Here is a 19,175-nt window from a genome sequence, read left to right as displayed (position 1 = left end):
TCGACCCTCCCCCTCCAGGGGAGGGTCAGCCAGATCAAAACATCAGATTGTCCTTCACCAGCACCCAGCGGCCGCCCTTGACCTGCTGCACCTGGGTGATGGTGTTGGCGAGGTGGTCGGTCTTGGAGAACTTTGTCGGAGGCGAGTTAAAGATGTCGAGGAATTTCTCGCCCGACTCCAGCGAGTCCAGCATCTTCTGTCCGGTCAGATCCTTGCCCGCCTTATCGGCATAGAAGGCGAAGGTCATCATCGCGTTGTAGCCGATGATCGCCTGCGTGTTGGCGTCGGAGTTGAACATCTTCTTGTAGTTGACCAGCCAGTCCTTCACCTTGCCCTTGGCGCTGTCCTCGTAGGGAATCTCGAAGAGGCTCGCTGCATAGAGTCCTTCAACAGAGTCCTTGCCCAACGTTGGAACTTCCTGCACGTTGGTCGGCGAGGCGCCCAGGAAGGTTACGTCCCAACCGAGCTTCCTGGCTTCCGTCATCGCGCCGATGGTCTCGCGGAGGATGGTGCCGAGCAGGACGAGATCGCAACCGTCGGACTTCATCTTGGCGACCTGCGCGCTGAAATCGGAAGCGCCACGCTTGTAGCTCGTGATCGAGGCCGGCTGCACCTTCATGGCGGTGAGTTGCTGGTTGAAGCCGTCGAGCACGTTCTTACCGTACTCGTCGTCCTGATGCATGATGCAGGGCTTCTGGAACTTCTTCCACTCCATCATGTATTTCAGCGCGGCCCGCGTGCTTTCGACATAGGGCAGCAGATTGTTGAACTTCAGCCGCTCCTGCGGCTTGGCCGGATCGAACTTGAAGGTGAACTCGGCCGCCGTCAGCGGGAAGAGCTGCAGCACGCCGGCGTCGAACAGGATGTCCTGCGCAGCGAGCACGGTCGGCGATCCCATTGGCCCCACCATCGCGAAGATCTTGTCACGCTCGATCAGCTTTTGCGAAGCCAGCACAGCCCTTTTCGGGTCGTACCCGCTGTCCTCGACGACCAGTCGAACCTTGCGGCCGTTGATGCCACCCGCCGCATTGATCTCGTCGGTCGCCATCTTCATGCCGTTTGCAACCGGCACGCCCCAGCCCTTGATCGGCCCCGACAGGTCCTGATGGGTGCCGATGACGATCTCGGATGCCGAGATGCCTTCGTTGGTGACCTTGGTTTGCGCCGCGGCCGGCAGACAGGTGAGCACCACGGCACTCACAGCAAAGCCGAACGTGCTGAACGATTTCGACATTGACGTCTCCTCTCCTTTGGGCCCGTATGGCGCGAAGGGCGGGGGCCACAGCTCCTTCGCTTTCTCGAATGGCAGGCTTTCTTTTCTGCACATGCCCCTTATCGGAAAACCGGTTCCCACTTTTCCGGGGGCATGTGGGTTACGCCACCGCGCGCTGGCGATACATCGCCTCGATCTCGGCAGCGTAGCGCTTGTTCACGAAGCCGCGCTTCAGCTTCATGGTCGGCGTCAGCTCCTCGTCCTCCGGGGTCAGTTGGCGCTCGATCAGGTAAAATCTCTTGATGGTCTCCACGCGGGCGAAATTGCCGTTGACGCCTTCGATCTCGCGCCAGATCAGGTCCTGGATCTCCGCCGCGCGGCACAGGCTCGCATAATTGGTGAAGGGGATGTCGCGGTCCTGGGCGAATTTCTCGACATTCTCCTGGTCGATCATCACGAGGCAGGTCAGATAGGGCCGCTTGTCGCCGATCACCACGGCATCCGAGATGTAGGGCGAGAATTTGAGCTGGTTCTCGATCTCGGACGGCGTCACGTTTTTTCCGCCGGAGGTGATGATGATGTCCTTCATCCGGTCGGTGATGCGGACAAAGCCTTCGTTATCGATGGTGCCGACATCGCCGGTGTGCAGCCAGCCGCGATGGTCGATGGTCTCGGCGGTCTTCTCGGGCTGATTCAGATAGCCCATGAACAGGAAGTCGCCCTTGATCAGGATCTCGCCATCGGGCGACAGCGCGACCTCGCCCCAGGACACGGCGGTGCCGACCGAACCGAGCTTGATACGCTCCGCCGGCATCATGGTCGCGACGCCGCAATTCTCGGTCTGGCCATAGACCTCGTGCATGTCGATGCCGAGCGCGAGATACCAGCGGATCAGCTCGGGCGCGATCGGCGCAGCGCCGGTGAACGCGATGCGGCAGCGGTCGAGCCCCATCATGCGGCGGATGTTGCGGAACGCGAGCCGGTAGGCGATGCCATTGGCGATGCGCAGAGAGAGCGGCGGTGCCCTGCCCTCGATCCGGCAATCGACCATGCGATAGCCGACCTTGATGGCGCGGTGATAGACCCATTGCTGCAGCGGCGTCGCATCCTTCAGCGCAATGGTGATCGCGGAATAGAATTTTTCCCAGATCCGCGGCACCGCAAGGAAGATGGTCGGCTGCACCTCGCGCAGATTGTCCGGGACCGTCTCAGGGCTTTCAGCAAAGTTCATCACCGAGCCGAGCGCGACGGAGATGTAGTAGCCCCCGATGCGCTCAGCGACGTGGCAGAGCGGCAGAAAGATCAGCCTATCCTCGTCCTCGCGGGCCGGAATGAAGTCATTGGCATGCCGCATCTGGTGCGTGACGCTGCGGTTGGCATGCATCGCGCCCTTGGGCGGACCGGTGGTGCCCGAGGTGTAGACCAGCACCGCGAGGTCGCCGGCGCTGCGGCTGTCGATCATCTCCTGCCACAGCGCCTCGCGGCCGACCATGTGGTTGCGGCCGAGCGCACGGAACTCGTCGAGCGACATCACCATGTCGTCGAAGAAGCCGCTGAGGCCCTCCATGTCGAAAACGATGATCTTTTGCAGAGACGGACAGCGCGCGCGGCAGGCGAGCACCTTGTCGAGTTGCTCCTCGTCCTCGGCGAAGATCACCTTGGTCCGGGAATCGTTGACCAGATATTCGACCTGGGACGATGCATCGGTCGGATAGATTCCAGAGGAAACACCGCCGGCGCACAAGATCCCCATGTCGGCATGAACCCATTCCGGCACGGCATTGGCGATGACGGAGGCGACGTCGCCGGGCCGGAAGCCGGAGGCGTGAAGCGCGTAGGCGATCTCCTTCGAGATCTCCAGCCACTCGCGCCAGCTGGTCGGCTGCCAGATGCCGAATTTCTTCTCGCGGATGGCCGGCCTGTCGCCCCGCGTCTCGGCGGCGCGCAAGAAGCTCTTCGCGATCGTATCAGCGACCGTCAGCACCGCCGGTCGGGCCATGCGCGTCTCCTCCTTGTCGCTCTCCCCTCCGCTGCCTGCCTTGCCGGCGGTCTGTCGTTGCGGATGGGCCAATCCATTTAACGCCTTCCCTTAGCGCCAAGTCTTCTTCTTTTTCCAGCGCCGCTCGCCTCGTGCGCCCGCCTCCTTGGCGCCAAGGTAGAATTCCTGGATGTCCTGGGAATGCATCAAGCGGTCGCAGGTGTCGTTCATCACGACGCGGCCGATCTCGAGCACGTAGCCGTAATGCGCCGTCTCCAGCGCCACCTTGGCATTCTGCTCGACCAGCAGGATCGACATTCCCTGCTCCTCGTTGACGCGGCGGATGATGGTGAAAATCTCCTTCACCAGCAGCGGCGACAGGCCGAGCGAGGGCTCGTCGAGCAGCAGCAAGGTCGGCCGGTTCATCAGTGCGCGTCCGATCGCGAGCATCTGTTGCTCGCCGCCGGAAAGCTGGCCGGCCGGCTGGTTGATGCGCTCCTTCAGCCGCGGGAAATAGCCGTAAACGCGCTCCAGATCCTCCGCGACGCCATCACGATCCCGGCGCGGATACGCCCCCATCATCAGGTTCTCGCGCACCGAGAGGAATGGGAACACCTCGCGCCCCTCCGGCACGTGACTGAGGCCGAGCCGCACGATCCGGTCCGCCTCCATGCGCTGGATCGACTTGCCCATGAATTCGATCGTGCCCTTCTGCGGATCCAGAATGCCCGAGATCGTCTTCAGCACCGTGGTCTTGCCGGCGCCGTTGGCGCCGAGCAGGGTGACGATGCGGCCGCGCGGCACCTCCAGCGAGATGCCGCGGATCGCCATGATCGGCCCGTAATAGCTCTCGATGTTGGAGAGTTTCAGGATGATGTCGGGCGTGACGGCGGCGTCCATGCGTCAGGCTCCCAGATACGCGGCGACGACATCGGGATGCTGCTGCACCTCGGCGGGCGAGCCCATCGCCAGCACGCGACCATAGTTCAGCGCGATGACGCGATCGGAGACGCGGTTGACCAGCGACATGTCGTGTTCGACCATCAGAACGGTGACGCCGAGCTCGTTCTTCATGTCGCGGATCCAGAACGACATGTCGCCGGTCTCCTCGACATTCAGGCCGGAGGACGGCTCGTCGAGCAGGATCAGTTTCGGCTCCGAGCACAGCGCGCGCGCCAGCTCGATCACCTTGCGCACGCCATAGGGCAGGCCGGAGATCAGCTTGTCGCGATAGGGTTCGAGATCGAGGAACTCGATCACCTGCTCGACCCTGCGGCGATGCACCTTCTCGTTCGCGCGCACGCTCGGCAGGAACAGCAGCTCCTGCCAGAGCCGGGTGGTCGAGTGACGGTGGCGGCCGACCAGGAGGTTGGACAGCACGGTCGCGTTCTCGAACAGCTCGATGTTCTGGAAGGTGCGGGCGATGCCGAGCCTGGCGATGTCGTAGGGCGGCTGCTCCGTGATGTCCTGGTCTTCGAAGAATATCCGGCCCATAGTCGGCCGGTAGATCCGCGAGATCAAGTTGAAGATTGAGCTCTTGCCGGCACCGTTCGGCCCGATGATCGAGAGGATCTCACCCTTCTCGACCGCGAAGGATACCGCATCGACCGCCTTCAGCCCTCCGAAATGCAGCGACAGGTTCTCCGCGCGAAAATAGCTCATCGGTTGCGCTCCGACTTCACGTAGATCTTCTGACGCTTGAAGGTGGCGCGCTTGTAGAGCGGAAACAGCTGGAAGAAGAGCTTGATCTTGAGCCAGCGGCCGTAGAGCCCGAGCGGCTCGAACAGCACGAACAGCACGATGATGATGCCGTAGATCGCGCCCTTCAATCCGTTGAGCGAGGCGAAAGCCGCGACCTTGGACTGGATATTGCCGGCAGTCGCCGGGCCCGCCCCGAACGTCGCGGCAATGCCGGCGATGATGCCGGGCAAGTCGTCCTTCAGATAGGTCAGGAACGGGTCGATCATCACGATGAAGATCGCGCCCAGCACCGCGCCGTGCAGGCTGAAGGTGCCGCCGATCAGGATCACGATGATGAACTCGATCGAGAGCTGGAGTGTGAACATCTCCGGCGAGATGAAGGAGAGCTTGTGCGCGAACAGGACGCCGGCAAAGCCGGTGATCGCCGCCGAGATCGCAAAGGACTTCACCTTGTACAGCGCGACGTTGACGCCCATGCTGCGCGCCGCGGTCTCGCTGTCGCGGATCGCGACGAAGGCGCGCCCCGTCGGCGAGCGCAGCAGATTGAGCGTGCCGACGATGGTCAACACCAGCACGGCAAGGCAGAGGAAATAGAAGGTCGGGCTGTCGCGCGGGACGGTGACGCCGAGCAGTGACAGGGTCTTGACCCGCATGCCCTCGTTGCCGTTGGTGACGCTCTCCCAGCGCGCCAGGATCTCCTCGACGATCAGGGCAAAGGAGATGGTGGCGATGACGAGGTAGATGCCGGTCAGGCGCAGGGCAGGAAAGCCGACCATCGCGCCGATCAACCCGGTCAGGGCACCGGCAGCGAGGAAATAGACCGGGAACGGCACGTTGTATTTCTGCAAGTATGCCGCCGTGTAGGCGCCGATCGCGAGGAACGCGGCGTGGCCGAGCGAGGCTTGCCCGGTAAAACCGGTCAGGATCAGAAGGCCGACGCCAACCGTCGCGTAGATGCAGACGAAGACGAGCTGGCTCATCAGATAGCTGGAGAGCACATAGGGCGCGACCAGCAGCAGCGCGAGCAGGATGCCGTAGGAGACGATATAGCCCGAATGCGGGAACAGTTTGATGTCGTCCTCATAGTCGGTCTTGAACAGGAAGCGCATGGTGTTCAGACCTTCTTGCAGACGTGAAGGCCGAACAGGCCTTCGGGCTTGAGCAAGAGTACGGCGAGCAGCACGAGATAGGGCGCGACGTCCTTCCAGCCCTCCGCCAGATAGAAGCCGGCCATGCTCTCGATCACGCCGATCAGGACGCCGCCGACGACTGCGCCCGGAATCGAGCCGAAGCCGCCGAGCACCGCGGCGGGAAACGCCTTGAGGCCGAGCACGAGGCCGACATTGGAATGGATGAACGTGATCGGCGCCAGCAGCACGCCGGCGCAGGTCGCGACCGCCGCGCTGATCGCCCAGACCACCGACACCACGCGCTTGACCGGGATGCCCATGTAATAGGCCGCCAGCATGTTCTCGGAACTGGCGCGCATCGCGGTGCCGAGCGTGGTCTTGTTGAAGAACAGCCAGAGCAGCGCGCACAGGATCATCGTCGCGGCGATCACCGAGAGCTTGTCATAGGCCAGCACCAGCGAGCCGACGCGCAGCACGCCGTGGCTGAACGGCGTCTCGATCTTCAGATCGTCGGTACCCCAGATCATCCCTGCGACCGAGCGCAGGAAATAGCCGAGGCCGATGGTGGCCATGATGATGGAGAATTGCGGATAGCCGAGGATCGGCCGCACCACCACGCGCTCCGCCAGCATGCCGAACAACGCCATGGCAGCCACCGCACCGGCAAAGCCGATCCAGTAGTTCAGTCCCAACATGCCGATGAAGGTGAAGGCGAAGAAGCCGCCCAGCATCATCAAATCGCCCTGGGCGAAATTGACGACCTCGGTGGCCTTGTAGACGAGCACGAAGCCGAGCGCGATCAGGCCGTAGACGCAGCCGAGCGCAACACCGCTGACCAGCTGCTGAACGAAATCCAGCATCGCCGCGCAACCTCCCGATACAACCAGCGGCTCTTGGTGACCGCCTTGCCGTATCTTGTGTCCAGTCGCTACGCGGTCGTTTCGCCGCGTTAGCGCCATTTGTCCCGGCGCCAATTCAGCCTGAACCGTCCAGCGCTGTCAACAAACGGTGACTTGCCATTAGTCGAAACCGGATGGCGGAATTTGTGGGCCGTAGATTCACGGTGCCGAAACATCTTGGGATCATGGTCGCGAGCGATGCAGAACCGGATGGTGGGGCCGTCATGAAGCCGGACAAATCGGCGCTGGAAGTCCTTGGGTTAACGAAGCGTTTTGACCGCCTAGCGGTCGACAGCCTCGATCTCACCATTCACGCTGGCGAATTCTATGCGCTGGTCGGCCCCAACGGCGCCGGCAAGACCACCACTTTGCGCATGGTCGCGGGCCTGTTGCGGCCCGACGCCGGCGCGGTCTCGATCTTCGACATCGATGCGCTCGCAAATCCCGTCGCCGCCAAGCAGGTGATGGCGTGGGTCTCCGATGAGCCCATGATCTACGATAAGCTGACGCCGCTTGAGTACCTCGAATTCGTCGCCGGGCTCTGGGGCATCGCGCCGTCGGTCTCTGAACCGGTCGCGCAGGACCTCCTGACCTCGCTCGGGCTCGAGCCGCACCGGCACGAACGCTGCGAAGGCTTTTCCAAGGGCATGCGCCAGAAGGTCGCTCTCGCCGGCGCGCTGGTGCACGATCCCCGCCTCATCATTCTCGACGAACCGCTGACCGGCCTCGACGCCGTTTCCGCCCGCCACGTGAAGGGTCTGCTGAGCGAGCGCGTCCGCGCCGGCTGCACCGTCATCATGACCACGCATATTCTCGAGGTTGCCGAACGCATGGCCGATCGCATTGGCGTGATCGCGTCGGGCCGTCTGGTCGCCGAGGGCACGCTGACCGAGCTGCGTCAGCAGAACGGCCACGCCGACACCAGCCTGGAGGATCTCTTCATCGCGCTGGTGACGCTTCCGGAAGCCGCATGAGCTCGGCAACCGCACTGTCCTGGTTTGCCCGCCACGAGCTCCGGCTCGCCTGGCGCGAATGGTTCGCCATGATGACCGGCGGCCGGCGCAAGCGGGCGCGCCGCGATGATCGGCCTGCTGTTCTTCGCGGCCCTCCTGCACGTGCCGGCCTGGGCGGTGATCGGCCGCTTCGCCGACCTGCAGCTGCCGCTCGACAAATCCTCGCTGATCGTGATCTCGGCGACGATCTTTCTCGCCTGGACGCTGATGCTGTCGCAGGCGATCGAATCGGTGACGCGGGTGTTTTACGCCCGCGCCGATCTCGACCTCATCATGTCCTCGCCCGCGACGCTCGCCAATCTGTTCTCGGTGCGCATCGCCGCGATCGCACTGGCCGTCACCGGGATGGCGCTGCTGTTCTCGACGCCGTTCATCGACGTGCTGGTGATCGGCGGCGGCGCGCGCTGGCTCGCGGCGTTCGGCGTCGTCGTCGCCATGGGCCTCTCCGCCGCGGCGATCGCGATCGCCGTCACCATCCTGCTGTTCCGCCTGATCGGCCCGGCGCGCACGCGCTTCGTCGCCCAGGTCCTCGCCGCGATGATCGGCGCCGGCTTCGTGATCGCGCTCCAGGTCGCCGCGATCATGTCCTATGGCACGCTGTCGCGCTTCACCATCCTGACCTCGGGCAGCTTCGCCGCCTACGCGCCCGACGTCGACAGCATCTGGTGGTGGCCGGCGCGGGCGACGATGGGCGACAGCGAGGCGCTGCTGCTGCTCCTGGCGCTCGGGCTCGTGCTGCTCGGCAGCGTGATGGCGGTCTTCTCGCACCGCTTTGCCGACACCGCGATCGATGCCGCCGCTTACGGCGCCTCCGGCAGCAAGGCTGCGAAGCAGCGCCCGTTCCGCGGCGGATCGCGGCAACAGGCGCTGCGGCGCAAGGAATTTTCGCTGCTCTGGCGCGATCCCTGGCTGATCTCGCAGACGCTGATGCAGCTGCTCTACCTGGTGCCGCCGGCGCTGCTGCTCTGGCGCAACTTTGCCGACAGCTCCGCGGCGCTGACGCTGATCACACCCGTCATCGTGATGGCGGCGGGACAGCTCGCGGGCGGGCTCGCCTGGCTGACGATCTCGGGAGAGGACGCCCCCGACCTGGTCGCGACCGCGCCGCTGACGCCGTCCAGCGTCATCCGCGCCAAGATCGAGGTCGTGCTGATCGCCATCGCCGCCATCTTCTGCCCGCTGGTCGCGGCACTTGCTTTCGCCTCGCCGTTCCAGGCCGCGGTCAGTGCCGGCGCTGTCATCATCAGCGCGGCGTCCGCGACAGCGATCCAGCTCTGGTTCCGGGTGCAGGCCCGGCGCAGCCAATTCCGCCGCCGCCAGACCTCGTCTCGGCTCGCAACCTTTGCCGAAGCCTTCTCCTCGATCGGCTGGGCCGCCAGCGCGGCGCTGCTGCTCGCGCTTCCCATCGCCGGCCTCATCAGCGGCCTGATCACCGCGGCCCTCGTCGCCATCACCTGGAAGTTCAGCCCAAAGCGCAGCTAAGAGCCGGGAGTGAGGCTGCGACACTGACGCGCTGTTGATCGCGGCCTATTGGCCACGCGCTGCATTGCACGGTAGACTTCTTCCGAAGTCATCGGGGACGATTCATGCGGCGACTGGTTTCAGCGGCTCTGGCGCTGTTCGGCGCATTCCTCTCTCCTGCTCTCGCCCAGCAGCCACCTCAGCGCAGCGAATGCCTGGCGATGGCGAACGCCGCCCCCCGCGCAATGCCGGTAGCCTTCCGGCAGGCCGCAGGCTCGGCTGAAGTCCAGATCACCTATGCCGGCCATTCCACCTATTTCATCGACACGCCCGGGGGCTTGCGCATCGCGACCGACTACAGCGGCGCCTACCAGGTCGGACGTCTGCCCGATGTCGTCACCATGAACCGGGCGCACAGCACCCACTACTCTCTATTTCCCGACAAGCGCATTCCCCATGTGCTGCATGGCTGGGGTGAGGACGGCAAGCCGGCCGTCGTGTCGGAGCGCATCGGCGACACCTTCATCCGCAACGTCACGACCGACATCCGTCGCTATTTTGGTGACGATTCCGGCACCGACATGATCCGCGACGGCAACTCGATCTTCATCTTCGAGGTCGCCGGCCTCTGCATCGGCCACCTCGGCCATCTCCACCACAAGCTCGACGAAACCCATTTCGCCCAGATCGGGCGACTCGACATCGTGATGGTGCCGATCGACGGCACCTACACCATGTCGCTCGACGGCGTCTCCGAGATCACCAAGCGGCTACGCGCCTCTGTGGTGCTGCCGATGCACCGCTTCGCCACCCCGCTCGACGAGTTCATGCACCTCATCGGCCGGCAGTTCGAGATCGACCGGCGCAGCGAGCGCTCCTTCCGGATGTCGCGGGATACGTTGCCGACGACGCCGACGGTCATCATCCTCGACGGCGTCTGACGCGCAATTTTCTCCAAGTCGATTGCCGTTCGGTCGTGCTGATCTCCTCACGACAGGAGATCGACATGACCGACTTTGCCAGACTTCTGCATGCGGACGGACCGAACCCCGAGCACGCGGCGGCGCTCCAGCTTTACGGCCGCTTCGTCGGCGATTGGGATGCCGAGATCACCGCTCATGGCCCAGATGGAACCAAGCACACAGCATCCGGCGAGGTCCATTTCGGCTGGGTGCTGGAAGGCCGTGCCGTCCAGGATGTCTGGATCATTCCTCGCCCAGCGGACAGCCCGGCGTTTCCGATCGCCGGCAATTGGTACGGCACGACATTGCGCGTTTACGACCCCTCCATGTCCGCGTGGCGGATTTCCTGGTTCGATCCCGGTCGTAGCGTGTTCCGCCAGCAGATCGGCCGTCCGCGCGGCGCGGACATCGTGCAGGAAGGCACGACCGACACGGGCGACCTGACCCGCTGGAGTTTCACGGAGATTACCGATGATTCCTTCCATTGGCTCGGCGAAGTGAAGCCGGCAGCAGCAGCCGATTGGCGGCTTGTGGTCGATGTGAGGGCGAAGCGGCGCAAGGGCTAACGACGGCGCCGCTGTGCTCGCGATGACGGGTGCGGTTGCGCAGCACGCGCAGCTGGATGCGAAGACGAGATGCTAGGCTTCCCCCACAAAAAACATAAGGGAGCGAATGCCGATGGCTGCAAGCGGTGTGCCCGCCAACACGAGCGGGCTATTCGTCGAGCCGCGCGAGGACTGGCTCGCGCAATATCAGGAGGAGATCATCGATCCCTTGCGGCCGATCGTCGATCCTCATCACCATCTCTGGAATCGCGGGCATCGCTATCTGATCGAGGAGATGGTGGCCGATATCACCTCCGGGCACAACATCATCGCCACCGTCTATGTCGACTGCCGTTCGATGTATCGCGCGCACGGGCCCGAGGCATTCCGGCCGGTCGGCGAAGTCGAGTTCGCCAACGGCGTCGCCGCCATGAGCGCAAGCGGCGGCTACGGCACGGCCGCGATCTGCGCCGGCATCATCAGCCACGTGAACCTGCTGCTGGGCGATGCCGCCAAGCCGGTGCTGGAAGCCGAGATCGCTGCGGGCAACGGCCGCTTCCGCGGCATCAGGCATTCCTCGGCCTGGGACGAAGACCCTGTCGTCGCCGGCATGTATGCCAACCGGCCGAAGGGGCTGTTGCAGGATCCGACCTTCCGCAAAGGCTTTGCCTGCCTCGCACCGCTGAACCTGAGCTTCGATGCCTGGCTGTTTCACCCGCAGATCGGCGAGCTGACCGAGCTCGCGCGCGCCTTTCCCGACACCCGGATCGTGCTCGACCATTGCGGCGGCCCGGCCGGCGTCGGTCGCTTCGCAGGGCGGCGCGAAGAGGTGTTTCCGCAATGGCGCGCCTCGATCCAGGAGATCGCGAAGTGCGAGAACGTCTCGGTGAAACTCGGCGGGCTCGCGATGTGCCTGCTCGGCTATGACTTCCATCTGCGCGCGAAGCCCCCGTCATCGGAGGAGCTTGCCGCGGCCTGGCGGCCCTATGTCGAGACCTGCATCGAGGCGTTCGGCCCCAGGCGCGCGATGTTCGAGAGCAATTTCCCGCCGGACAAGGGGCAGTGCAGCTACCAGGTGATCTTCAACGCCTTCAAGCGTATCGCCGCGCCCTTGAGCGAGGCCGAGAAGACGGCGGTGTTCTCGCAGACGGCGAGCGATGTCTACCGGCTCGATTTGCCATCATGACAGGATTTGCGTCATGACGAGAAGAGGGGCCGGGATGTTGGTCCCGGCCCCTCTTCCGTCGTGGCCGCTGGGAAGCGTCCTTGGATATGTTTGAATTCTAGCCAGCCCCCAACAGCGAGGCGGGGCGGCGCTCGCCGGCGGAGACGAACATCCGCTTGAGCTTGTTGACGACGCGGATCAGGAAGCCGATCATCACGGGATTGGTCTTGCGGCAGAAGGCGATCTTCTTGACGTGGCCTTCGACGTGCCATTTGGCATGCGCGCCGTCGCGGAAGAAAATGACGTCGCCCGGGCCGTAGCGCTTCGGCGGCATGCCGTCGCTTTCGAGCACGATCGATCCTTCCATGATCATGATCGTCTCGTCGATATCGTAGTACCAGTTGAAGCGCCCTTCGGTGCAGTGCCAGATGATGGTCGAGGCAGTGCCGTCGGCGCTGGTCGACAGGATGTGCGAGCGCGACACCGGATTGCCTTCGATGATCCAGGACGGCTCGATCGGCCGCAGCTCGAGATCCACGTTGCAACTACTGATTTCAATCAATGACGGCGACATCTGCTTCCCCAGGGAATACAATATGTATGGCCGGGTCTGGGCCCGGATTGTTTCTAAAGATGTTGGGAACGCTAGTAGCCGGCTTTTAATTCTTTCTTACGCAGGCGCCGACAATCAGCCGCAAGTTGCAGGCGCGACGAGGTTAACGTCGGGATTTGCCTGCAAATTCGCGCACATGAACCCATCTTTTCCGGGGTGCGACAAAGTGCGCGAAAGTGACCATCGAAGGAGTCCGCACCGATGCCCCTCACGCCGGAGGTTCTGACAGCCCAAGGCGAGGTCGTCGCCTGGCTCGGCAGCCTCGATGTTTCCTTCGCAGCCGAAGAGGAGCCCTGGTTCACCATCGACGGCATCGAAAACCCCCGGCAGATCGGCAGCGACGGCTGCGGCGGCACCTTCGTGCTGCTGCCATCGCGGAATGTGCTCTACGTCTCATCGGAGGGCCGCGCAGGAATCATCGCCGGCACGTTCGAGGCCTTCATCCAGCTCGTTGTCGCCCGCCCCTACTGGCTGGACATCCTCAAATTCTCCGCCGGCGGCGATGTCACGGAGATGCGGCGCGCGGCGGATGCGCTGGAGGCGACACTCGACGAGGAGGATGACGTCAATGAGGCTCGTGAGGAAATTCGCGGCGGCCTCGACCTGCCCGATGCGGACGATCCCATCGGTGCGCTTTACGAGGCGGTCGCCACGTCCGACGCCATCGTACGAGCCACCGACGGCAGCCCGTTCACGACGCTGTTCAACCGCTTCAGCATCGACAACAACCCAATGCTGCGCAACGTGGCGGTGTGAGGGGCACGTGACGCCAGCGTTCGCGCTTGAACCCTCCACCATCATCGTCATGGCCGGCCTTGTCCCGGCCATCCACGCCTAGCGGCACAAAGAACTTGGATGCCCGGGACAAGCCCGGGCATGACGAGCAGCAGCGGACTACTTCGCCCACTCGCCCTTGCGGAACACCGGCACCTTGCTGCCGTCGGCGAGAATGCCGTCGATGTCGGTCTCGGCAGAGCCGATCATCCAGTCGATATGGATCAGGCTCTGGTTGCCGCCTTGCGCGGCGATCTGCTGCGGCGTCAGCTGCGCGCCGTTGACGAAGCATTTCGAATAACACTGGCCGAGCGCGATGTGCGAGGCCGCGTTCTCGTCGAACAGCGTGTTGTAGAACAACAGCCCGCTCTGCGAGATCGGCGAGGAATGCGGCACCAGTGCCACCTCGCCAAGACGACGCGCGCCTTCGTCGGTGTCGAGCACCTTGTTCAGCACCTCCGCGCCGCGCGAGGCCTTTGCGTCAACGATCTTGCCGTCCTCGAAACGCACCGCGATGTTGTCGATCAGCGTGCCCTGGTAGGACAGCGGCTTCGAGCTCACGACATGGCCAAAGACGCGCCGGCAATGCGGCGTGGTGAATACCTCTTCTGTCGGGATATTGGCGTTGCAACTGATGCCGTTCTTGGACAGCGAGGCGCCGCCCTCCCACTCGTGTCCGTCGGCAAGCCCGATGGAGAGGTCGATGCCGGGACCCGAATATTGCAGCGCTCGAAAACGCTGGCCGTTGAGCCAGTTGGTGCGCTCGCGCAGCACTGCGTTATGGCTCGCCCAATTGCCCATCGCATCCTCGCGGTCGACGCGGGAGGCCGCGAAGATCGCGTCTGCCAGCTTGCCGATCGCAACGTCCTCGGGATCATCAGGGAATACCTGCTTCGCCCATGACGGGCTCGGATAGGCGATGATGTTCCAGTTGGTGTCGAAATTGACGATTTTTTCCAGCGCCGGCTGATAGGCCATCGAATTGGCCTTGCTGGCACGCGCCACCTTGGAAGGATCTTCGCCGGACAGCAGCATCGGATTGTCGCCGACAATGGCAAGCCGCGCGGTGTTGTCGGAGAATGCCTTGGCCATGCCCTCATAGAGCCAGTTGGCGGCGCGATCGAAGCTGTTGTCCTGGCCGTGGCGGTAGCGCGCCAGCGTCATCTCCTCGTCCGACAGGATCGGCGTCACGATACCGGCGCCGGCCTTGTAGGCGTGCACGGCGATCCGCCGCACCAGCGGCAGCGCGATCGCGGGCGCCGTCAAGAGCAGATCCTGTCCCGGCCGCAAGCCCAGGCCCACCTTCACCGCCACCTCGGCCAGCCGGTCGAGTTTCACGGGATCGATGGGAGTAGGCGTGTCGCGGTGATCAGTCATGCGGGGTCCTCTGGCGAAGCTCTCTCGTTCAATCTAAGTCTAGCATCGCAGGGCGCAAGTGCGCGAGCGCCTTGCGACACTGGGAAGATACGCAGTTTCACGCATCTTGGTTTTCAACGCGTTGCCGATTTCAGCACCCGGTCGACCATGGCGGGCGCAAGGCCGAGGTAATTTTTCGGTGAAGTCAGCGCTTCGATCGTGGCACGGTCGATTCTGCTCGATACGCGGGCGTCGGACGAGAGCGCGTCCGCCAGCGTCAGACCCTTCTCATTGGCGAGCCGGCAGGCATCATAGACCACGTCATGCGCCTCCTGCCGCCCGATCTGCGGCGCCAGCCCCATCATGACCGCTTCGGCCACGATCAGGCCGCGGCTGATGGCAAGATTGTCGTTCATCTTCCTTTCATCGACGATGAGGCCTGCGAGCGCGAACTTCGCCTGGTGCAGCGCGCCGGCGGTCAGCACGAAGCTTTCCGGGATCGCCATCCATTCGGCATGCCAGGGCCCTGTGGCGCGCTCGAAATCCTGCACCATCGCATCCAGCATCAGACCGGCATGCTGGCGCACCGCCTTGGACGCCGCGAGCATCAGCTCCGAGGAGATCGGGTTGCGCTTCTGCGGCATGGTCGAGGAGGCGCCGCGACCCTTGACGAAGGGCTCGTAGACCTCGGCGAACTCGGTCGAGGCCATGATCATGATGTCGAGCGCGATCTTGCCGAGCGAGCCTGTGACGAGCGCGAGGAAGTTCACGGCCTCGGCAAAGCCGTCGCGCGCGACGTGCCAGGTCGAGGCGGGAACGCCGAGCTCGAGCTCGGCGCAGAGCGCTTCCTGCACCTCAAACCCCTTGTCGCCGAGCGAGGCCAGCGTTCCGGCGGCGCCGGCGAACTGTCCGACCAGCACGCGCGGCTTCAATTCACTGATACGCTCGGCGTGGCGGTCGAACATCGCGAGCCAGATCGCGGTCTTGTAGCCGAAGGTCACCGGCAGCGCCTGCTGGAGATGGGTGCGGCCGGCCATCGGCGTGTCGCGGTAGCGCTTCGAGAGGTCCGCGAGGATGTTTCGCAGCTCGGCGATGTCGCGCTCGACGATCCCGAGCGCGGCGCGAAATTGCAGCACCACCGCGGTGTCCATGATGTCCTGCGTGGTCGCGCCCCAATGCACGTAGCGGCCGGCCTCGCCGCACTGCTTCACCATCTGATGCACCAGCGGGAGAATCGGATAGCCGACGATGTCGGTCTCCTGTCGCAGCAGATCGAAATCGAATGCGGCGACGTCGGTCCGCGCCGCGATCTGGTCGGCGGCTTCCTGGGGGATCACGCCGCACTTCGCCTCCGCCTTCGCCAGCGCCACCTCGACCTCGGCATAGCGCGCCACCAGCGCGACATCGGAAAACACCTCGCGCATCTCGGGCGTGCCGAAGGCGTCGCGGAACAGCATGGAATCGAGCACGGTCGTCGAGGCGGGAAAAGCGGGCATGGGCGTTTCTTCGTGGTTGGTGTTTGTGTGGAGAGCAGCTTACGCGGGCCGCGCTGTTCGGCAATGGACATTCATGGCTCGCCACACATTCGATGCCGTACGACGACATTACGACGGCGCATCGCTCCATCACCCCGTCATCCTGAGATGCGAAGCGTGCGACGCGCAGCGGCGCACGAAGAACCTCCGAATGAGCGGCCGCGATGCAGACGGGCCGAGGCCCTTCGAGGGCCGCGACAAGGCGGCCACTTCAGGGTGACAGGGATAAACTGTGCGCGCAGCAAGGTCGGGCTAGGTGCGCAGCCCGCGACAGTCCACCAGACCCGCCACATTCTCATTCAAGTTGTACTTCTATCCGAAAACGGCATAGCAGCCATCACGCGATCGTGGTGAACCCGGCAGGCCGCTCAGCGGACACACAATCTTAGAGTCGAAATCCATTCTGATTTCATCATTGCCTGATGTCATTGCGAGGGTTGAGTTTTCGACGTGCAGTTTATGTTCCGGGACCACCTTCTCGACACCGACCGGCGCGAGCTGAGCCGCGAGCAGGTTCCCGTGGCCGTGGAGCCGCAGGTCTTCGACCTCGTCGTTCATCTCATGGAAAACCGTGACCGGGTGGTCAGCAAGGATGAGCTGATCGACAAGATCTGGCACGGGCGCAGCGTCTCCGAATCCACCCTGACCAGCCGGATCAACGCGGCGCGCAAGGCGATCGGCGACAGCGGCGCGAACCAGGCGCTGATCCGTACGATCGCGCGCAAGGGCTTTCGCTTCGTCGGCGCCGTCCAGACGCAGCGCGCGGCCGCGCCGGAGCCGGGCCGTGTCGCCCAGGCGCCGCTGGCTACGCTCGCGCTGCCAGACCGTCCCGCGATCGCCGTGCTGCCCTTCACCAATATGAGCGGCGATCGCGAGCAGGACTATTTCTCCGACGGCATCAGCGAGGACATCATCACGGCGCTGTCGAAGCTGCGTTGGTTCTTCGTCGTCGCCCGCAACTCTTCCTTCGTCTACAAGGGCCGCGCCGTGCATATGCACGAAGTCGCGCGCGAGCTCGGCGTACGCTATGTGCTCGAAGGCAGCGTGCGGCGCAGCGGCGATCGCCTGCGCATCTCGGCGCAGCTCAACGACGTCTCGACCGGCAGCCATCTCTGGGCCGAGCGCTACGACCGCGAGCTTGCCGACATCTTCGCCGTGCAGGACGAGATCACCGAGGCGATCGTCGCCGCGATCGAGCCGCAGCTCTATACCGCCGAAAGCTTTCGCGCCCAGCAGAAGCCGCCGGGCAGCCTCGACGCCTGGGACCTCGTGATGCGTGCGCTGTCGCATTACTGGCGCATCACGCGCGAGGACAACGCGGCCGCGCAAGGACTGCTGGAACAGGCGACCGCGATCGATCCCACCTATGGCAAGGCGCTGGGCCTGCTCGCGACCAGCCATATCTTCGGCGCCCATATGGGCTGGGCCGACATGGCCATGACCGTGCCGGTCGCCGAACGCGCGGCGCTCGCGGCGGTGGAAGCCGATCGCGAGGACGCCTGGGCCCATCACGGTCTGGCTTATACTTATTTGTTCCGCCGCCGCTTCGACGACGCGCTGGCGGAGTTCGAGCTGGCGCTGCAACTCAATCCGAATTTCGCGATGGCGCACGCTTTCTACGGCGTGACGCTGTGCTACGCGGGGAGATGGCAAGACGGCGATGCCGCCGCACGCCGCGCGCTGCGGCTGAGCCCGCGCGATCCGCTCGCGGCGATCTATTGCGGCGTTGCCGCCTATGCCCAGTTCATCGGCCGCAACTATGAGGGAGCCGTGCAGATGGCGCGGGAATCGATGCGGCAGCGCGCCGATTTCGTCGGCGCCCATCGCGTGCTGACGGCAGCCGCCGGCATGTTGGGTGATCCTCAGCTCGCGGCGTCCGCGCTGCGGGGCCTGCAACGCACTCAGCCCGGCATCTCGCTGGCCTGGCTCACGCGCGAGCTGCCGATGCAGCGGGCAGAGGATCGCGAGCACTATCTGCAGGGGTTTCGGCGCGCGGGGATGAGGTGATGCTGTTGACCCTCCCCTGGAGGGGTCCGGGACGAGCGTAGCTCGCCCGTGGGTCGGCTCGCGTCTGAGCGCTGCGAAGATGAGAGACGGGGTGGGGTGACGGTCTCTCCACAATGAACACTGCCCGTGTGGACAGATCGCCCCACCCCGCTCGCGCTTCGCGCGATCGACCCTCCCCCTGCAGGGGAGGGTCAGAAAGCGTTACTCCTGCATCATCTCGCCGCTGCCGCCGAACTCGGCCGGAAAGTCCTTCAGCTTCGGCAGGCCGTCGCGCATCGGCAGCACCGTCTCGGAATAGTTGACGTGGACGCCGGGCGTGAAGGCGAGCGTTGGGATGGTGGCGGTGAAGACGTCGACCAGGTCGAGCGGCGGGTGATTGGTCATGAGATGACCGCCGCACTTCTTGCAATATTTGCGCTGGCTGAGCGGCGTCTTGGCGAAGGTCTCAACGTTCTGGGCGCCTTCGGTGATGCGCACGGCTTCCGGCTTCCACAGGCTGAAGGCGTTCACCGGTCCGCCCGACCACGAGCGGCAGGAGCGGCAATGGCAATAGCCCATCGCAGCCGGCTCGCCCGTGACCTCGATCGTGACCGCGCCGCAGAAGCAGTTTCCGACATGTTTCATTGGGTCGTCTCCGTTGATGATGGTTGAAATTCCTCTCCCCGCCCCGGCTCGCCGATAAAGCGGCAAAGGCGGATGCGGGGAGAGGCGTCGGAGTGGAGGGAATCACCCCGAGGGACGTTGAAGGCTGGAGGCCGGCAGCGTCCGTTACGCGCTTCGGTTCCGCCGCGCGTCCTCCTTTCGGTGGACGCAGCCGAAAGAT

At 64.2% G+C, this 19,175-nt stretch carries 16 protein-coding genes and 1 pseudogene; 7 read left to right on the top strand and 10 right to left on the bottom strand.

All coding sequences use genetic code 11. From position 1 onward, the window contains the following. Positions 1-34: 34 nt before the first annotated feature. The 6 genes from ACKWRH_RS04785 to ACKWRH_RS04760 form a co-directional block, all read right to left on the bottom strand. Positions 35-1,234, bottom strand: coding sequence for an ABC transporter substrate-binding protein (locus tag ACKWRH_RS04785; protein ID WP_445219532.1), 1,200 nt, complete (start codon positions 1,232-1,234; stop codon positions 35-37). A gap of 139 nt (positions 1,235-1,373) precedes the next feature. Beyond that, positions 1,374-3,212, bottom strand: a complete 1,839-nt coding sequence (locus ACKWRH_RS04780; protein ID WP_445219531.1) for an AMP-dependent synthetase/ligase — start codon at positions 3,210-3,212, stop codon at positions 1,374-1,376. Positions 3,213-3,302: 90 nt separating this feature from the next. Next, entirely contained in the window at positions 3,303-4,091 is a 789-nt protein-coding gene (locus ACKWRH_RS04775) for an ABC transporter ATP-binding protein (protein ID WP_166077418.1), read from the bottom strand. Positions 4,092-4,094: 3 nt separating this feature from the next. Further along, positions 4,095-4,853 (bottom strand): ABC transporter ATP-binding protein, encoded by a 759-nt coding sequence (locus ACKWRH_RS04770; RefSeq protein ID WP_445219530.1) that lies wholly within the window; start codon positions 4,851-4,853, stop codon positions 4,095-4,097. Beyond that, a complete protein-coding gene (locus ACKWRH_RS04765) occupies positions 4,850-6,001 on the bottom strand; it encodes a branched-chain amino acid ABC transporter permease (protein WP_445219529.1) in 1,152 nt (383 codons plus the stop codon). The genes ACKWRH_RS04770 and ACKWRH_RS04765 overlap by 4 nt, the downstream gene beginning before the upstream one ends. A 5-nt stretch (positions 6,002-6,006) precedes the next feature. Further along, a complete protein-coding gene (locus ACKWRH_RS04760) occupies positions 6,007-6,882 on the bottom strand; it encodes a branched-chain amino acid ABC transporter permease (protein ID WP_445219528.1) in 876 nt (291 codons plus the stop codon). Positions 6,883-7,145: 263 nt separating this feature from the next. On the opposite strand from ACKWRH_RS04760, the gene ACKWRH_RS04755 reads away from it, so the two are divergent. The 5 genes and pseudogenes from ACKWRH_RS04755 (at position 7,146) to ACKWRH_RS04735 (ending at position 12,088) form a co-directional block, all read left to right on the top strand. Further along, complete coding sequence (locus ACKWRH_RS04755; RefSeq protein ID WP_445219527.1) at positions 7,146-7,895, top strand: ABC transporter ATP-binding protein; 750 nt, start codon at positions 7,146-7,148, stop codon at positions 7,893-7,895. Beyond that, positions 7,892-9,416 (top strand): annotated as a pseudogene (locus ACKWRH_RS04750) (permease). Before ACKWRH_RS04755 ends, ACKWRH_RS04750 begins: the two are co-directional and overlap by 4 nt. A gap of 104 nt (positions 9,417-9,520) precedes the next feature. Then, positions 9,521-10,336 (top strand): MBL fold metallo-hydrolase, encoded by an 816-nt coding sequence (locus tag ACKWRH_RS04745; protein WP_445219526.1) that lies wholly within the window; start codon positions 9,521-9,523, stop codon positions 10,334-10,336. Positions 10,337-10,401: 65 nt separating this feature from the next. Then, a complete protein-coding gene (locus ACKWRH_RS04740; RefSeq protein ID WP_445219525.1) occupies positions 10,402-10,923 on the top strand; it encodes a hypothetical protein in 522 nt (173 codons plus the stop codon). Between the two features lie 112 nt (positions 10,924-11,035). Further along, on the top strand, positions 11,036-12,088 hold the full coding sequence (locus tag ACKWRH_RS04735; protein ID WP_445219524.1) for an amidohydrolase family protein: 1,053 nt from the start codon (positions 11,036-11,038) through the stop codon (positions 12,086-12,088). Positions 12,089-12,185: 97 nt separating this feature from the next. Here the strand turns inward: ACKWRH_RS04735 and ACKWRH_RS04730 are convergent, their stop codons facing one another. Continuing rightward, entirely contained in the window at positions 12,186-12,641 is a 456-nt protein-coding gene (locus ACKWRH_RS04730; RefSeq protein ID WP_063980806.1) for a cupin domain-containing protein, read from the bottom strand. Positions 12,642-12,881: 240 nt separating this feature from the next. On the opposite strand from ACKWRH_RS04730, the gene ACKWRH_RS04725 reads away from it, so the two are divergent. After that, positions 12,882-13,436, top strand: a complete 555-nt coding sequence (locus ACKWRH_RS04725) for a hypothetical protein (protein WP_445219523.1) — start codon at positions 12,882-12,884, stop codon at positions 13,434-13,436. 138 nt (positions 13,437-13,574) lie between these two features. Here the strand turns inward: ACKWRH_RS04725 and ACKWRH_RS04720 are convergent, their stop codons facing one another. Both ACKWRH_RS04720 and pcaB read right to left on the bottom strand, forming a co-directional pair. Continuing rightward, positions 13,575-14,831, bottom strand: a complete 1,257-nt coding sequence (locus ACKWRH_RS04720; RefSeq protein WP_445219522.1) for an aminopeptidase — start codon at positions 14,829-14,831, stop codon at positions 13,575-13,577. Between the two features lie 113 nt (positions 14,832-14,944). Beyond that, the gene (pcaB, locus tag ACKWRH_RS04715) at positions 14,945-16,306 is read right to left on the bottom strand and encodes a 3-carboxy-cis,cis-muconate cycloisomerase (RefSeq protein WP_445219521.1); all 1,362 of its coding nucleotides are present in this window, start codon (positions 16,304-16,306) and stop codon (positions 14,945-14,947) included. A gap of 489 nt (positions 16,307-16,795) precedes the next feature. Here pcaB and ACKWRH_RS04710 point away from each other — a divergent pair, with 489 nt between their 5' ends. Further along, on the top strand, positions 16,796-18,352 hold the full coding sequence (locus ACKWRH_RS04710; protein ID WP_445219520.1) for a winged helix-turn-helix domain-containing protein: 1,557 nt from the start codon (positions 16,796-16,798) through the stop codon (positions 18,350-18,352). A gap of 201 nt (positions 18,353-18,553) precedes the next feature. Here ACKWRH_RS04710 and ACKWRH_RS04705 read toward each other — a convergent pair whose 3' ends face one another. Next, positions 18,554-18,976 (bottom strand): GFA family protein, encoded by a 423-nt coding sequence (locus ACKWRH_RS04705; protein ID WP_445219519.1) that lies wholly within the window; start codon positions 18,974-18,976, stop codon positions 18,554-18,556. Between the last annotated feature and the right edge of the window lie 199 nt (positions 18,977-19,175).

Source organism: Bradyrhizobium sp. Pa8 (genome assembly GCF_052588265.1).
Note: the sequence above shows the minus strand (reverse complement) of the source record. Positions and strands in the feature narration are given on the sequence as shown.

Coding starts and splice junctions, on each gene's coding strand:
- ACKWRH_RS04785 (WP_445219532.1), bottom strand. CDS start 1,234: ATGTCGAAATCGTTCAGCACGTTCGGCTTTGCTGTGAGTGCCGTGGTG.
- ACKWRH_RS04780 (WP_445219531.1), bottom strand. CDS start 3,212: ATGGCCCGACCGGCGGTGCTGACGGTCGCTGATACGATCGCGAAGAGC.
- ACKWRH_RS04775 (WP_166077418.1), bottom strand. CDS start 4,091: ATGGACGCCGCCGTCACGCCCGACATCATCCTGAAACTCTCCAACATC.
- ACKWRH_RS04770 (WP_445219530.1), bottom strand. CDS start 4,853: ATGAGCTATTTTCGCGCGGAGAACCTGTCGCTGCATTTCGGAGGGCTG.
- ACKWRH_RS04765 (WP_445219529.1), bottom strand. CDS start 6,001: ATGCGCTTCCTGTTCAAGACCGACTATGAGGACGACATCAAACTGTTC.
- ACKWRH_RS04760 (WP_445219528.1), bottom strand. CDS start 6,882: ATGCTGGATTTCGTTCAGCAGCTGGTCAGCGGTGTTGCGCTCGGCTGC.
- ACKWRH_RS04755 (WP_445219527.1), top strand. CDS start 7,146: ATGAAGCCGGACAAATCGGCGCTGGAAGTCCTTGGGTTAACGAAGCGT.
- ACKWRH_RS04745 (WP_445219526.1), top strand. CDS start 9,521: ATGCGGCGACTGGTTTCAGCGGCTCTGGCGCTGTTCGGCGCATTCCTC.
- ACKWRH_RS04740 (WP_445219525.1), top strand. CDS start 10,402: ATGACCGACTTTGCCAGACTTCTGCATGCGGACGGACCGAACCCCGAG.
- ACKWRH_RS04735 (WP_445219524.1), top strand. CDS start 11,036: ATGGCTGCAAGCGGTGTGCCCGCCAACACGAGCGGGCTATTCGTCGAG.
- ACKWRH_RS04730 (WP_063980806.1), bottom strand. CDS start 12,641: ATGTCGCCGTCATTGATTGAAATCAGTAGTTGCAACGTGGATCTCGAG.
- ACKWRH_RS04725 (WP_445219523.1), top strand. CDS start 12,882: ATGCCCCTCACGCCGGAGGTTCTGACAGCCCAAGGCGAGGTCGTCGCC.
- ACKWRH_RS04720 (WP_445219522.1), bottom strand. CDS start 14,831: ATGACTGATCACCGCGACACGCCTACTCCCATCGATCCCGTGAAACTC.
- pcaB (WP_445219521.1), bottom strand. CDS start 16,306: ATGCCCGCTTTTCCCGCCTCGACGACCGTGCTCGATTCCATGCTGTTC.
- ACKWRH_RS04705 (WP_445219519.1), bottom strand. CDS start 18,976: ATGAAACATGTCGGAAACTGCTTCTGCGGCGCGGTCACGATCGAGGTC.